Source organism: Streptomyces sp. NPDC054047, from assembly GCF_055585065.1.
Genome location: NZ_JBVJKV010000003.1, coordinates 395,181 through 409,788 on the forward strand (window position 1 = coordinate 395,181; position 14,608 = coordinate 409,788).

Below are 14,608 nucleotides of genomic sequence, written 5' to 3' on the forward strand. Positions count from 1 at the left end.
GACATCCGGCAATCCCGCACGTCCGTCCGTCCTTCCGAGCAGACCAGCAGAGAGAGGACCAGCCCATGGGCTGTCATGAACGTGACATGAGACTGCGCGACGCGAGAGGTGTACGAAGAGCGGTGCTCGCCCTGGTGACGGCGCTGCTGCTCGCGGTCGGGTTCCTGCCCGCCACGTCGAGCGCCGCCGACAAGGCCCCCGCCTTCCGCGCGCTGCTCTTCACCAAGGCCGTCGGCTACGTCCACGACTCCATCCCGGCCGGCATCCAGATGGTCAAGGAGCAGGCCGCGGCGGAGAACTTCGAGGTCGTCGAGACGGCCGACGCGACAGTCTTCGACGACGAGAAGCTCAAGGACTTCGACGTCGTCATCATGCTGCAGAACTCCGGCATGGTCTGGGACACCGAAGCCCAGCGCGACGCCATGAAGAAGTACGTCAAGAGCGGCAAGGGAGTCGTCGCCCTGCACAACACGCTCGACATGGGCGTCGAGGACTCCTTCCCCTGGTGGGACGACCTCATCAACGCCGGTGCCCACATGCCCGCCCACTCACCGGGCGTCCTGAAGGGCACCGCCAAGGTCGCCGACCGCGCGCACCCCTCCACCAAGGGCCTTCCCGAACGTTGGGAGCGCCCCGAGGAGTGGTACAACTTCGACAAGAATCCCCGCGGTGACGTGCACGTCCTGGTCACCGCCGACGAGACCACGTACGACCCGGGCGGCTCCAAGATGGGGGCCGACCACCCCATCTCCTGGTGCCGCAACGCCGAGGGCGGCAAGGTCTGGGCCACCGCCATGGGCCACGACAAGGCCTCGTACACCGAGCCCGCCTTCCGCGAGCACGTGCTCGGCGGCATCGAGTGGGCCGCGGGCAACAAGCCCGGCGACTGCGGCGGCACGGTCTGGTCCGGTTACGAGAAGACCGCGCTCGACGACAACACCGCCGACCCGATGGAGCTGGACGTCGCCAAGGACGGCAAGGTCTTCTACGTCCAGCGCAGCGGCGAGGTGAAGATCTTCGACCCGAAGAGCCACTCCACCTCCACGGCCGGCAAGCTCGACGTCTACACCGGCGGCGAGGACGGCCTCGTCGGCATGGAACTCGACCCCAAGTTCGCCACCAACCGCTGGATCTACCTCTACTACGCGCCCGCCAAGGCCACGGACGACGTCAACCGCCTCTCCCGCTTCACCGTCAAGGCCGACAACACCCTCGACCTCGCCAGCGAGAAGAAGCTCCTGGACGTCCCCGCCTACCGCGACCGGACCTTCCCCGAACCCGGACACACCGGCGGCGCCGTCGAGTTCGGCCCGAACCGCACGCTCTACCTCGGCGTCGGCGACGACGTCCCGCCCAACCTCGATCCCGACTGGCAGGGCTACGCCCCGCTCGACTGGCGCCCGGGCAAGCAGATGCTGGACGCCGCCCGCACCGCGGGCAACACCAACGACCTGCGCGGCAAGATCCTGCGCATCAAGCCCACGGACAAGGGCGGCTACACCATCCCCCGGGGCAACCTCTTCGCCAAGGGCACCGCGAAGACCCGCCCCGAGATCTACGCGATGGGCTTCCGCAACCCCTTCCGCTTCACCGTCGACCCCAAGACGGGCTACGTGCACGCCTCCGACTACGGCCCCGACCGCGGCGCCCCCGAGACCAACCGCGGCCCGGAAGGCCTGGTCGAGTACAACGTCATCAAGAAGGCGGGCAACTTCGGCTGGCCCTTCTGTCACGGCAACAACCAGGCGTACGCCCCCTACAACCCCGACACCCAGGAGGTCGGCGCCAAGTTCGACTGCGCCAAACCCACCAACCCCTCGCCGAACAACACCGGCCTCAAGGACCTGCCGACGCTCCAGCAGCCGGAGATCTGGTACGGCTACGGCGCGTCCAAGGAGTTCCCGGAGATGGGCGCGGGCGGCTCGGCGCCGATGAGCGGACCCGTCTACCACTACGACGCCAAGAACCCCTCCAAGACGAAGTTCCCCGCCTACTTCGAGGGCGCCGGCTTCTTCTACGAGTGGGCCCGCGACTCGGTCAAGGAGATCCGCTTCGACAAGGACGGCAAGCTCCTGAAGATCAACGACTTCCTGAAGTCGGCCAAGTTCGCCAAGCCCATGGACATGACCTTCGGGCCCGACGGCTCGCTGTACGTCCTGGAGTGGGGCAGCGAGTTCGGCGGCGGCAACAACGACTCCGGGCTCTACCGCATCGACTACGCCCAGGGCCGGCGCACCCCGCTCGCCCAGGCCAAGGCGTCCGCCACCAACGGCCCCGTCCCGCTGAAGGTCGACTTCTCCAGCGAGGGCAGCAAGGACCCGGACGGCGATCCGCTCACCTTCGCCTGGGACTTCAACGGGGACGGCACCTACGACTCGACCGAGGCCAGCCCCTCCCACACGTACGAGACCAAGGGAGACTTCAACGCCCAGCTGAAGGTCACCGACTCCACCGGCCAGTCGGGCTACGCCAACGTTCCCGTCACGGCGGGCAACACGGCGCCCAAGGTCAAGGTCGAGACCCCGGTCGACGGCAAGCTCATCGAGTTCGGCGACAAGATCCCCTACAAGGTCACGGTCACCGACCCCGAGGACGGCACGATCGACTGCTCCAAGGTCACCGTCAACCCGGCGCTCGGCCACGACGACCACGAGCACCCCACCACCGACATCCCCGGCTGCGAGGGCACCGTGGACACCGGTGACCTGGGAGGCCACCCCGAGGGCGCCGACCTCACCTACGTCCTGAACGCGAAGTACACCGACAAGGGCGGCGACGGCGTCAGCGCCCTCACCGGCTACGGCCGCTCCGTCATGCACCCCAAGCACAAGCAGGCGGAGTACCACGACGACCAGTCGGGCACCCGCATCGTCTCCCAGGAAGGCGCCGAGAACGGCAAGCGCATCGGCGACATCAGCGACGGCGACTGGATCGCCTACAGCCCGATGAGCGTCGAAGGCGTCGGCAAGGTCGGCTACAAGCTGTCCTCGCCCTACGGTGTCGGCTCGATCGAACTGCGCGCGGACGCTCCGGACGGCAAACTGCTCGCCACGACACCCGTGCCCAACACCGGGGGCTGGGACACCTATCAGGCCACACCCGACGTGCCGGTCGAAGCCCTGGCCGGCACCCACAAGCTGTACGTGGTCTTCAAGTCGCCACAGAACAATTCCTTTGACGTAGACGCGGTGCAGTTCACCACGTCATAGTCGCCCGGAAGTCGCCGGGGGCATACGAAGGTCCGCAGTACGCCGCTGTCCAAGGCGTACCGCGGACCTTCATCCCCGTCAGCGAGTACCGACCGCCGCACGCACGGCCCGACGGGCCAGCTGGCAGTCGTCGTGCAGCCGCCTCAGCAACAGCCGCTGTTCCTCACCGGACGGCGCGGCACCGGGGTGGGCCGGTCCCGGTGCCGCCGGGGCCGCGTCGTGCATCGAGCGCTGCACGGCCATCTCGTACGTACGGATCTCCCGGGTCAGCACCAGCATCAGGTTGACCAGGAACGCGTCACGCGCGGCCGGGCCCTGCTCCTGCGCCAGCTGGCTGATCTCGCGGCGTGCCACCGGCGCGTCACCGAGCACCGACCACAGCGTCGCCAGGTCGTAGCCCGGCAGGTACCAGCCCGCGTGCTCCCAGTCCACGAACACCGGACCGGCGGGGGACAGCAGGATGTTCGAGAGCAGCGCGTCGCCGTGGCAGAACTGCCAGGTGCCGTGCTGCCCGGCCGAGTGCGCGATGCCGTGCAGAAGCTTCTGGAGGTCGCCCAGGTCCCGGTCGGTGAGCAGGCCCAGCTCATGGAAGCGGGAGATCCGCTTGCCGTAGTCCATGGGCCTGCCGAACAACTCCTGCGGCGGACGCCACCGGTTGAGGTGGCGGATCGCGTTGAGCGCCAACCGCACGTCCGCGCGTGGCGGCGGCTCCACGGGGTGGCGGGACAGCGCGGCGACGCGTCCCTGCATGCGCTCGATCACCAGCGTGCAGTCCTCGGGGTCCGCGGCGATCAGCCGCGGGGCCCGGACCGGAGGACGGTGCCGGACGAACGAGCGGTAGGCAGCTATTTCGTGCCGGATGCGCTCGGTCCAGACGGGCGAGTGGTCGAGTAAACACTTGGCGATCGCGGTGCTGCGTCCTGTGGTCCCCACGATCAGTACGGTGCGTCCGCTGCGGCGGAGCACCTGTACCGGATTGAACTCGGGACAGATCCGGTGCACCGAGGCGATCGCGGTGCGCAGTTGCGCCCCCTGGGGGCCTGACAAGTCGAGTCTCCCGCTGAGCGGTTGCGTGCCGGGCCCCGGAACGCGTCGCGTTCGGCCGGCGCCGAGCGACCCGGCCGCGGGGCGCGCGGGCTCCAGATACGGGCCGCTGCCCGGCTGTCGGCTGTGCAGCGGCCGGGGCGGGGCGGACACGGAGGACGATGCTGTGTACATGGGCGATACAGATCCCTTCGTGTGCCAGCGAATTGCTGCGCCTCCCGCCCCGGCCCCCTGGGGAGCACCCTGGGGAATGTCCCGCGGTGGGCCGGGTCGGGGTGGCGCTTTCCTACCTGACACCCGGCGTCCCCTGGCACACCATGTGGCGCACCCTGGCGAACCCTGGCGAATAGTCGCTCAGCAACTGACAGAGGGTTACTGTCAACTCAGCCGAGAACCTGGGGGCTTGACGTGAACGGACAACCCAACACCCGACTGTCGGACCTGTTCGGCCTGGCAGGCTGGTCCAAAGGGGAACTCGCGAGACTGGTGAACCGGCAGGCGGCGGCCATGGGCCATCCGCAACTGGCCACCGACACCTCGCGGGTACGGCGTTGGATCGACATGGGGGAAATCCCCCGCGATCCCGTGCCCAGGGTTTTGGCGGCTCTGTTCACCGAGCGTCTCGGCCGTGTCGTGACCATTGAGGATCTTGGTCTGGTCCGGCACGGGCGCGTGGGGAAACGGCGTGACGACGGGAGTGTGGAGAACCCCGACGGCATGCCGTGGGCGCCCGAACGGACAGCCGCGGTCCTCACCGAATTCACGGGAATGGACCTCATGCTCAACCGACGCGGCTTGGTGGGCGCGGGTGCCGCGCTCGCCGCCGGCTCCGCACTCAGCAGCGCCATGCACGACTGGCTGCACACCGATCCGGCCCTCGTTGCCGACGCTCCCCGTACCAACCATCCCCTGCACGCCGACCCCGCTGGGTTCGACCGCTATGAGGCCGCCCCCATCGGGTCGCAGGAGATCGAGGAACTGGAGACGTCCGTCGAGGTGTTCCGGGCCTGGGACGCGGCCCGCGGCGGCGGGCTGCAGCGCAAGGCTGTGGTGGGACAGCTCAACGAAGTGGGCGGCATGCTCGCCTACCGACACCCCGACCATCTCCAGCGACGCCTGTGGGGCGTCGCTGCCAATCTCGCCGTCCTCGCGGGCTGGATGTCGCACGACGTCGGCCTGGAGCCCACGGCTCAGAAGTACTTCGTGATCGCCGCGCACGCGGCCCGCGAGGGCGGCGACCGGCCGCGCGCCGGTGAGGCCCTGTCCAGGGCCGCGCGCCAGATGGTGCATCTGGGGCGTCCCGACGACGCGCTGGACCTCATGAAGCTCGCCCAGTCGGGATCGGGCGAGGAGATGCTGCCGCGCACGCAGGCCATGCTCTACACCATCGAGGCCTGGGCACAGGCATCCATGGGCAAGGGCCAGGCGATGCGCCGCACGCTCGGCATCGCCGAGGACCTGTTCGTCTCCGACAAGGGGGACGTGCCACCGCCCAGTTGGATGCAGATGTTCGACGAGGCGGACATGCACGGCATGCAGGCCCTGGCCTTCCGCACCCTCGCCGATCACGACGCGACCGCCGCCAACACCGCCCAGCGCCACGCCAAGGAGGCGATCGACCTGCGGTCCAAGGGCCGCGACCGTTCGCAGATCTTCGACTACATCTCGCTGGCGTCGGCCTGCTTCATCGGCGACGACCCGGAACAGGCCGACCGGTACGCACGGCTGGCGCTGGTCTCGATGGGGTCGAACTCCTCGCACCGCACGTGGGACCGGCTGCGCGAGATGTACCGCCTGACGGCTCAGTACTCGGACCACGCCAAGATCCAGGACCTGCGTGAGGAGATCAAGATGGCGCTGCCCAAGGCGGCGGCCAAGACCGGAGGTGTCAACCGCATCCAGGCGTAGGGCCCGGCGGGGGTTCGTTCAGGAGCCAGGCGGGGGTTCGTTCAGAGCGGGTCAAGCGGGTCAGGAATGGACCCGTGCGATCAGCAGGCAGGCGTCGTCCTCACGTGGGGCCACGCCGAACTCTTCGACGACCGTCCGAACACAGTCCTGCGCACTTCGCGTGTCCGTCGAATCCGTCGTGCCCGTGAACCGTGGCGCGAGCCCGAGCAGCCGGCTCGTGGCCGCGTCCCTGGTGCGCCGGGGGACCAGTCCATCGGTGTGCAGCAACAGCAGGTCGCCGGGCTGGAGTTGCTCTTCGGCCTGCTCGTACGTGGCGCCGGAGGTCGCTCCGAGGATCACGCCGCCCGGTGGCGTCAGCGCGCGCCCCGTCCCGTCGCGGAACAGCAGCGGGGCGGGGTGGCCCGCCTGCGCCCAGGTGAGGGTGCGGGTGGCCGGGGTGTACTGACAGCAGACGGAGCTGCCGAGGGCCGGTTGCGCGGTCGTGTCCAGTAACTGGTTGAGCCAGCCCATCAGTTGGCCCGGCCGGACTCCGGCGACCGCCATGCCGCGCACCGCGCCGAGCAGCATCGCCATGCCGGACGTGACGGTGACGCCGTGCCCCGTGAGGTCGCCGATGCTGAGCAGGAACTGGCCGTCGGGCAGTTCCATCGCGTCGTACCAGTCACCGCCGATCAGGGCGCTCGTCGAGGAGGGGAGGTAGTGCGCGGCGAGGTCGAGCGCCGCGGGTCCGCCCTGCGGGAACCGCAGGGAGCCGCGCCACGGCGGCAGCACGGCCTCCTGCAGTTCGACCGCGAGCCGGTGCTCTGTCTGCGCGATGTGCCGCTGGCGCTGCAGCGAGTCACGGGTCTCGCGCACCACTCGCTGGCTGCGGCGCAGCTCGCTGACGTCCCGCAAGACCGCCCACATCGAGGCGGTGCTGCCGTCGGCGGCGAGCACGGGCTCGCCCATCATGTGCACCTGTCGCACGCCGCCGTCGTGGCGCACGATGCGGAACTCGCCGTCGATCGGCTTTCCGTCGATCAGGCAGTCCGTGACCATGGCCGTCAGCATCGGCTGGTCGTCGACGTGCACCAGGGAGGGCAGCTCGTCGAGGGAGAGCGGGGGAGCCTGCGGGTCCCGCCCGAGGATCTGGTACAGCTCGCCCGACCAACTCGCCTCGTCGCTCAGGAGGTTCCACTCCGCGCTGCCGACCCGGCTGAGCAGGGAGCCGCGCTGCGGTTCGAGCGGTGCGGGCACGGCCGGAGCGCAGGGCTCCACGGCAGGCGGCACGGGCCCGTCCCGTAACTGCGCCAGGTGGTCGTCCAGGTCGTTGAGCTGATGGACCGCCAGGTCGCACAGGGCGCGCTGCCAGCGCTCCTGCGGGTCGCCGCCGTCGGCCCCGGTGCCACGGCGCACGGCGTCGACCTCGCCGCGGAGCCGACGCGTCTGCGTGATCAGCGCTTCGACCGAGCCGCGCTCGGGCGGCTGGGCGGAAGGGCGGTCCGCGAAGACATGGGACGGCATGAGGTGCTCCGTTGAGGATGCGGTGCGACCAAACGGGCGGGATGGACCGCTAATGACTTTCGCACAGCCGGGGGTGGCTCGTAAGGGATTTGGCAACACACGACGCGGTCATGCTTCTGGCATATGCCTATGTCCTTCGGAGCAGTGCGTTCCGGAAGCACGCCGCCGATCACCCGCGCAAGTAGCGGACAACAGCCAGAACACGGCGGTTGTGGTCATGTGACGCGGGCAGTCCGAGCTTGTCGAAGACGGCGGCCACATGCTTCTCCACGGTGCCCGCGGAGACCACCAGGGCCTGCGCGATCGCCGCGTTGGACCGACCCTCGGCCATCAGCGAGAGCACCTCCCGCTCGCGCTCGGTGAGCGGCGCGAGCTCCTGCGCGCGGCGCCCGGCCCCGGCCAGCTGCGTGACGACCTCGGGGTCCAGCGCCGTGCCGCCCGCGGCCACCCGCTCCAGGGCGTCGGTGAACTCCGCGGTGTTCGCGACGCGGTCCTTGAGCAGATAGCCGACGCCCGCCGAACCCGCGGCCAGCAGCCGGGTGGCGTACTTCGTCTCCACGTACTGGGAGAAGAGCAGCACCCCCGTGCCGGGGTGGTCGCGGCGGATGTCGATGGCCGCACGCAGCCCTTCGTCCGTGTGCGTCGGCGGCATCCGGATGTCGGTCACCGAGACGTCCGGGCGATGCTCGGCGACCGCGGCACGCAAGGCGTCCGCGTCGCTCACCGACGCACAGACCTCGTGCCCGCGCTCCGCGAGCATCTGCCCCAGCAACTCCCGCAGTACGGCGGCATCCTCAGCGATCACGACGCGCATGGCGGAATGCTCTCACGCGTGCAGCGGCAGCTCGACGGTGACCGCCGTCGGCCCGCCCTCGGGACTTTCGACATCCATCCGCCCGTCGACCGTACGTACGCGTTGCAGGAGTCCTGTCAGTCCGCTCCCCGCCGCGGCGTCCGCGCCACCGTGCCCGTCGTCACCGACCCGCAGCAGCAGCCGGCCGTCCAGCCGTGCCACCGTGATGGCGGCCCGCCGGGCCCCGCTGTGCTTGATGACGTTCGCCAGCAGCTCGGCGGCGCAGAAGTACGCGATGGTCTCGATGGCCGGGGTCGGGCGCTCCGGTATGTCCGTCACCAGGTCGACCGGGACGCTGCTGCGCGCGGTGAGCGTGGCGAGCGCGTCCGGCAGCCCGTCGTCGAGGACCGGGGGGTGGATGCCGCGGGCCAGGTCGCGCAGTTCGGCGAGGGCCTCGGTGGCGTTGTGGTGCGCCCCGTCGACGAGTTGACGGAGCCGGACGACGTCCAGATCCAGCGATCCGCTGCGTGGCCCGCCGCCCCGGCCGTCCCCGGTGCCAGCGCCCCCGCCCTCGTTCTCGCTCTTGCTCTCGTCGAGCCGCTGTCTGATCATGTCGAGGCTCATCGCCACCGCGACGAGGCGGACCTGGGCCCCGTCGTGCAGATCGCGCTCGACGCGCCGGAGCAGCGCCACCGAGTCGTCCACGGCGAGCGCCCGCGTCTCTTCCAAGTCACGGACACGATCGGCCAGTTGGCCGGGCCCGAGCAGGGTCCCGACGAGCCGGCGGTCGGCCTCGGTCGCCAGCCGGGTCACCCAGGGCGCGCAGAGCAGGGTGCCCACACCGATGGCGACCGCGAGGAACGTACCGGCGAAGGTGTCCGCGTCCGGACCGCCGAAGGGAAGCGGCGTCAGCACCATCATGCCGTCGGGGGAGCCGGGTTCAGGGTGCTGCCCGAACACCGTCCACCGCAGCGGCGCGGTGGCATCGACCAGCCCCGTGAACCACCAGAGGACGGCGTACGCCTCCAGACAGCTGACCGGCAGCTTGACCAGCACATAGGCGGCCGACCGCCAGCCCGTCCCGTCCCACAGCCGGGCGTCGAGACGGCTGACCAGCCGTCCTCTCGGGCGCAGTCGCGGCGGCGCGGGCGTCTCGTCCCCCAGGAACAGGGCGGCGAGGCGACGGTGGGCGGCGCCCAGCGCGCGGGCCAGCTGGAGCCCCGTGACGAACAGCAGCGCACCGAGCACGGCAAGCACCACCGACACGGTGAACCCCGCGCCCAGGGCCAGCGCCACCGCGAGCAGCACCCCGCCCGCGAGGCCCAGCGGGACCGCGACCAGGCAGTACGCGACTTCGGCCCACGCCCGCCGCGTGAACGGGGCGCGCCCCACGGCTCGCGCGAGCACGCGCGCCCCTCGCGTGCCCGTCGCCGTCCCGGGGTGCACCGGCGTAACGGAGGTGGTGGTGGGCGCTTTGGCGGCGACCGTGGTGTCGATCGTGATGGCGGAAGCCTTCGGGCGGGTGACGCGCATGGTGTCCATTGTCCTGTCAGGGGACCTGTCAGGGGTCCTGTCAGGCGGCACGGCGGGCCAGCGTGCCACCTCGATCCGCGCGTCCTGCACCAACTCCCCCTAGCCTTAAGCGAGGTGAAGAGCTGACGTCTGCGTGACCTCGGTCCACAAGATGGGTGCCGGGCTCGAACAGGGATCGGTCTTTCACCTGCAGGGCGACCTGGTCACGGCACAGACCCTCGCCGCCCGCGCCGACCTGCTGGACACCACCAGCCCCTCGGTGCTCATCTACGCTGCCCTCGATGGGTGGCGCCGCCAGATGGTGGAGCAGGGCCGAGAGCTTCTGGACGACGCTCTTTCGCGGGCGCGTCGCGTGCGAGCGGACATCGAAGGCATCGAGGGCCTGCACGTCAACGACCGGGATGACTTCTGCGGCGACGGACGCGCCTTCGACCTGGACCCCTTCCAGATCGGCCCACTCGGACGAGCTGCCGCCTGCCCCGGAGATCCGCATCCCGGACCCCGGCGACCTCCGTCTTCGGCAGGTGACCCTTCCGCGGGACGCCTTCTTCGGTGAGGTCGAGCAGATCCCCGTGGACCAGGCAGTCGGCAGGACCTGCGCCGAGATGCTCACGCCCTACCCTCCAGGCATTCCTGTGGCCCTCCCCGGGGAACGGCTCAACCAGGAAATGGTGGACTACCTGCGGACCGGTGCGGGCGCGGGGATGCTGATTCCCGATGCCGCCGACAGCACCATCGGCACCATCCGCGTGTCCGTGCACGACGTGGGCGCCGACTGACCGGTCAGCGAGGCCAACCGCCCCGGTGCCTCTCCGGCGCGTATTGCTCTGCTCCCGCATGTGTGGGACCGCGGTCCGCGGAACACCCGGTACTCCGATGGCCGGAGCCCACGCAGGTCGTACGACGTGGGCGATCTCCGGCGTTCGCGCCTCCGCGAGGTGCGGAGCAGGCTGGAGAGAGTGGACCCGAGGAAGGAAGAGCAACGATGGGTGACACCCCGCAGGACCCGACGACGAAGCATCCGCAGCCGGAGTTCGCTCAGCAGGACCAGGCGCCGCCGGGCTGGAGCGGCCCGATGGACCCGCCTCCCGACCACGGAGAGGAGTCCTACCGGGGGAGCGGACTGCTGAAGGACCGGGCGGCGGTCGTGACCGGCGGGGACTCCGGCATCGGCCGGGCCGTTGCTCTCGCCTACGCACGGGAGGGCGCGGACGTCCTGTTCACCTACCTGCCCGCGGAGGCGGAGGACGCCCGCGAGACGACTCGCCTCGTCGAGAAGGCAGGGCGCCGCGGTCTGGCCGTGCCGTGCGACATCCGAGAGGAGGAACAGTGCCGTCGGCTCGTCGAGCGGGCCGTGACGGAGTTCGGGCGCATCGATGTACTGGTGAACAACGCCGCGTACCAGATGTCCCAGCCGCAGGGCATCGCGGACATTTCCACGGAGCAGTTCGACCGCGTCGTGCGCACGAACCTGTACGGCATGTTCTGGCTGTGCAAGATGGCCGTGCCGCACATTCCGTCAGGCGGGTCGATCATCAACACCACGTCGGTCCAGGCGTACAAACCAAGCCCTCACCTGCTCGACTACGCCATGACCAAGGGCGCCATCGTCACCTTCACCCAAGGCCTCGCGCAGATGCTGGTCGACGACGGAATCCGCGTCAACGCCGTCGCTCCGGGGCCGGTGTGGACGCCGCTGATCCCGGCCACGATGCCGGACACCCAGGAGTTCGGGAAGCAGGCCCCGATGGGCCGACCGGCCCAGCCCGCGGAGATGGCGCCCGCGTACGTGTTCCTGGCCTCGGAGCACGCGAGCTTCATCACCGCCGAGATCATGAACGCCACCGGGGGCACGCCGCTCCCTTGATCCTGCCGTTTCCTTTTCCTTGGCCCCGCTGCTCCCTTGCCCCCGTCGCAGGGCAATGGACGTATCGAGCGGGCAGGCGCGTCGCGTTGTGCTCAGCCAGGGCTGTGCGCGCGTGTGCGGTCGGACCAGTTCACGACGAGCGGTATGAACTGGCCGACGACGAGGAGGAGAGCTCCCACGACGAGCCAGCCCGGCTCGCCCCAGCCGATGCAGAGGAGGCCGAGCAGCGGCGGGCCGACCGCGTTGGACAGACCTTGGCCGATGGCGAACAGGCCCGAGTACTGGCCCTGGGCGTGCTCCGGGGCGAGGCCGAAGGACAACTCGAACGAGGCGGCGGCGTGCCACAGTTCGCCCACCGTGTGGACGACCACGCCGAGCACGATGACGACCACGGCGACCCATCCGGGCGCGCCGCCCGCCGCCGCGATGAGGGCTGTGGCGAGGAGGAACGCCACCCCCGCGCGGCGCGCTACCCGGCCGGCCGCCTTGTTGTTGTCGACGCCGCGGCTGACCCGTACCTGTAGGCAGACCACGAGGGCCGTGTTGACCGCCACGCTCGCGCCGACGAACCAGCGCGGCGCGTCGGTGTGCCCGATGATCCACAGCGGTAGGGCGAAGATCAGCACCTGGTTCTGGATGGTCATGAGGCCGTCCAGGGCGGTGAGCACCACGTACGGCTTGTCCTTCATGGCCGGCCAGCGGCTGCCCTCCGCCGGGGCCTCCACCGGCGAAATGGAGGGAATGCGGGAGGAGAGCGCCGCGGAGAGGAGGAACGTGACGGCGGTGCCGAGGAGGAGGCTCACGTACGCGGTCCTGGTGTCCAACTGGACGGCGACGCCGGCCGCGAGCGCTCCGCAGCCGACGGCGATGTTGTTGAGGGCGCGCAGGTAGGAGCGGTAGCGGGTGGGGTTCGGGGCACCCAGGGTGCGGGTCAGCGGGCCGCGGGCGGCCGTACCGGCCGAGGTGGCGAGCTCGACCACGCACACGAACGCGATGAGCGAGAGCAAGGAGTGCACGAACACCAGTCCCGCCACGGCGAGGGCCTGCACGATGACCGCGAGCCGGAAGACCTCGCGCGGGCCGCGCCGGTCGGCCAGGCGGCCCACGGGGATACCGGCGGCGAGCCCGATCAGGGCGGCGGCGCCCAGGGCGAATCCGACCTGGGAGACCGGGAGGCCCACGGAGCGGGTGAAGAACAACGCGGCCCCGGCGATGAAGAGGCCCTTGCCCATCTGGTTGACGAAGGTCGCGGCGGCGAAGACGCGTTTGGGCCTCGTCTCGGGTATGAGCCCGCGGGCCATCAGCCAGGCCGGTAACCCTCCTTCGGTGCCCATCGCGGCTGCGGTCTCGGTCCGTTCGCTTTGCTGGCATTGCCTACTGGTGTCCAACTGGCCGTCCTTCCGGCTCTGGGGATGGCGTGTGCTCGGGTGCCCTCTGCGCCGAGGCCTCCAGGCCCGGCGAGTTGGGCGGCGCTCAGGGTCCGCACTGCGGGGGTGCCGCCCAAGGGCAACGGCGTCCCCGTCCCGTTCCGTGCGCCTCGCTCCCTTTCGTAGGATCGAGTGCCACGGTATGGATTTGATACCGGTACCTTCAACGAAACTGGGGGCCGCAATGGGCAAGGCGTACAACGTGATGGCAGCGACCTGCCCGAGCCGCACGGTGCTGCACCGCATCGGCGCCCGCTGGACCGTGTTCGTCGTCAACGCCCTCGACGACGGACCGCGCCGCTTCAGCGAGTTGAAGGGGCACATCCGGGGCATCACGCCGAAGGTCCTGACGGAGACCCTGCGCTCCCTGGAAGCCGACGGTTTGATCAGCCGCCAGGAGTTCGACGAGAACCCGCCTCGCGTCGAGTACGCCCTGACACCGCTGGGCCGCTCTCTGCTCGTCCCGCTCCGCGCCGTACGACTCTGGGCCGAAGAGCATGTCCCGGACATCGAGGCGGCCCGCGCCCGGCAGCCGATTCTCTGACGCCGAGTCGTCCGCCTGCGTGAAGACGTCCGCACCGCATTGCTCCGGCTCCCCCCCCATGTGGGAGAGGTCGGGGAGATGCCCTGGGAGGGAAGGTTCAGCCGCGGGCCGCTCAGGAAGTCAGGCCGACGCATTGGGCGTAGAGGGCGGCTTGAGTGCGGTGGGTGGCGCCGATCTTCATGTATATGCTGCTGAGGTGATTCTTTACGGTCTTCTCGGATATGCCGAGATGCCGAGCGATGAGCCGATTGCTGAAACCCCGGGCCAGCAGACGGAGTACGCCTCGTTCGCGTGCGGTGAGGGTGGGGCCGGCGGGCGGCGCATCATCTTTGGGGACGGGAGTGAACGCCGGAGCGGGCGGAGCCGCTTCCCCGGGGCCGATCAGGCCTACGTCCCGGGCGTAGAGGGCGGCCTGTGTGCGATCGGTGGCGCCGATCTTCATGTATATGCTGCTGAGGTGGTTCTTCGCGGTCTTCTCGGATATGTCGAGCCGTCGGGCGATGAGCCGGTTGCTTAACCCAAGGACCAGCAGGCGGAGTACATCCAACTCCCGGCAGGTGAGTTTCGCGGCCGGTGATTCTTCCACGTCTTGCATCTTCCTTGCTTCTCCCGAAGGGCATAAGAAAAAATGTCCAAGGACTTCATGCGCGCGGCACCCCCGGTGCTGAGTGATGAGCGCCGACAGATCACCTGACAGGCGTCGGGCGCGGCAGGCTGCCCGGTGTCTCGCCCAGCCGGGCCGTGCGGGCCGAGGGGTGCGGGACGCCGGTGTGACGGCCG

Annotated in this window: 10 protein-coding genes and 1 pseudogene; 5 read left to right on the plus strand and 6 right to left on the minus strand. The window is 69.9% G+C overall.

The genetic code is table 11. The features are described 5' to 3' along the window. Positions 1-86 precede the first annotated feature (86 nt). Positions 87-3,209, plus strand: a complete 3,123-nt coding sequence (locus ACZ6ZP_RS13510; protein ID WP_469406807.1) for a ThuA domain-containing protein — start codon at positions 87-89, stop codon at positions 3,207-3,209. 78 nt (positions 3,210-3,287) lie between these two features. On the opposite strand, the gene ACZ6ZP_RS13515 is transcribed toward ACZ6ZP_RS13510, so the two are convergent. Continuing rightward, a complete protein-coding gene (locus ACZ6ZP_RS13515) occupies positions 3,288-4,427 on the minus strand; it encodes an aminoglycoside phosphotransferase family protein (RefSeq protein ID WP_351157142.1) in 1,140 nt (379 codons plus the stop codon). A 234-nt stretch (positions 4,428-4,661) separates the two neighbouring features. Between ACZ6ZP_RS13515 and ACZ6ZP_RS13520 the strand changes: the two genes are divergently transcribed. Continuing rightward, positions 4,662-6,161, plus strand: a complete 1,500-nt coding sequence (locus ACZ6ZP_RS13520) for a DNA-binding protein NsdB (RefSeq protein ID WP_351157140.1) — start codon at positions 4,662-4,664, stop codon at positions 6,159-6,161. A gap of 60 nt (positions 6,162-6,221) precedes the next feature. On the opposite strand, the gene ACZ6ZP_RS13525 is transcribed toward ACZ6ZP_RS13520, so the two are convergent. The 3 genes from ACZ6ZP_RS13525 to ACZ6ZP_RS13535 all read right to left on the minus strand — a co-directional run bounded on the left by ACZ6ZP_RS13525 (position 6,222) and on the right by ACZ6ZP_RS13535 (position 9,990). Beyond that, positions 6,222-7,664, minus strand: a complete 1,443-nt coding sequence (locus tag ACZ6ZP_RS13525; protein WP_469406810.1) for a PP2C family protein-serine/threonine phosphatase — start codon at positions 7,662-7,664, stop codon at positions 6,222-6,224. A 169-nt stretch (positions 7,665-7,833) separates the two neighbouring features. Continuing rightward, positions 7,834-8,478, minus strand: a complete 645-nt coding sequence (locus ACZ6ZP_RS13530) for a response regulator transcription factor (RefSeq protein ID WP_351157136.1) — start codon at positions 8,476-8,478, stop codon at positions 7,834-7,836. 12 nt (positions 8,479-8,490) lie between these two features. After that, positions 8,491-9,990, minus strand: coding sequence for a sensor histidine kinase (locus tag ACZ6ZP_RS13535; protein ID WP_361464168.1), 1,500 nt, complete (start codon positions 9,988-9,990; stop codon positions 8,491-8,493). A 121-nt stretch (positions 9,991-10,111) separates the two neighbouring features. Between ACZ6ZP_RS13535 and ACZ6ZP_RS13540 the strand changes: the two are divergent. Next, positions 10,112-10,769 (plus strand): annotated as a pseudogene (locus tag ACZ6ZP_RS13540) (Orn/Lys/Arg family decarboxylase); the annotation flags it as partial. Between the two features lie 206 nt (positions 10,770-10,975). Next, the gene (locus ACZ6ZP_RS13545; RefSeq protein ID WP_468613306.1) at positions 10,976-11,857 is read left to right on the plus strand and encodes an SDR family oxidoreductase; all 882 of its coding nucleotides are present in this window, start codon (positions 10,976-10,978) and stop codon (positions 11,855-11,857) included. A gap of 92 nt (positions 11,858-11,949) precedes the next feature. On the opposite strand, the gene ACZ6ZP_RS13550 is transcribed toward ACZ6ZP_RS13545, so the two are convergent. After that, positions 11,950-13,191 carry an MFS transporter gene (locus ACZ6ZP_RS13550; protein WP_469406813.1) on the minus strand — a complete coding sequence of 414 codons (1,242 nt, stop codon included), beginning with the start codon at positions 13,189-13,191 and terminating at the stop codon, positions 11,950-11,952. Between the two features lie 277 nt (positions 13,192-13,468). Here ACZ6ZP_RS13550 and ACZ6ZP_RS13555 point away from each other — a divergent pair, with 277 nt between their 5' ends. Then, positions 13,469-13,828 (plus strand): winged helix-turn-helix transcriptional regulator, encoded by a 360-nt coding sequence (locus ACZ6ZP_RS13555; RefSeq protein WP_351157125.1) that lies wholly within the window; start codon positions 13,469-13,471, stop codon positions 13,826-13,828. A gap of 112 nt (positions 13,829-13,940) precedes the next feature. Here ACZ6ZP_RS13555 and ACZ6ZP_RS13560 read toward each other — a convergent pair whose 3' ends face one another. Further along, on the minus strand, positions 13,941-14,414 hold the full coding sequence (locus ACZ6ZP_RS13560) for a response regulator transcription factor (protein WP_361464161.1): 474 nt from the start codon (positions 14,412-14,414) through the stop codon (positions 13,941-13,943). Positions 14,415-14,608 lie beyond the last annotated feature (194 nt).

Coding starts and splice junctions, on each gene's coding strand:
- ACZ6ZP_RS13510 (WP_469406807.1), top strand. CDS start 87: ATGAGACTGCGCGACGCGAGAGGTGTACGAAGAGCGGTGCTCGCCCTG.
- ACZ6ZP_RS13515 (WP_351157142.1), bottom strand. CDS start 4,427: ATGTACACAGCATCGTCCTCCGTGTCCGCCCCGCCCCGGCCGCTGCAC.
- ACZ6ZP_RS13525 (WP_469406810.1), bottom strand. CDS start 7,664: ATGCCGTCCCATGTCTTCGCGGACCGCCCTTCCGCCCAGCCGCCCGAG.
- ACZ6ZP_RS13530 (WP_351157136.1), bottom strand. CDS start 8,478: ATGCGCGTCGTGATCGCTGAGGATGCCGCCGTACTGCGGGAGTTGCTG.
- ACZ6ZP_RS13535 (WP_361464168.1), bottom strand. CDS start 9,990: ATGCGCGTCACCCGCCCGAAGGCTTCCGCCATCACGATCGACACCACG.
- ACZ6ZP_RS13545 (WP_468613306.1), top strand. CDS start 10,976: ATGGGTGACACCCCGCAGGACCCGACGACGAAGCATCCGCAGCCGGAG.
- ACZ6ZP_RS13550 (WP_469406813.1), bottom strand. CDS start 13,191: ATGGGCACCGAAGGAGGGTTACCGGCCTGGCTGATGGCCCGCGGGCTC.
- ACZ6ZP_RS13555 (WP_351157125.1), top strand. CDS start 13,469: ATGGGCAAGGCGTACAACGTGATGGCAGCGACCTGCCCGAGCCGCACG.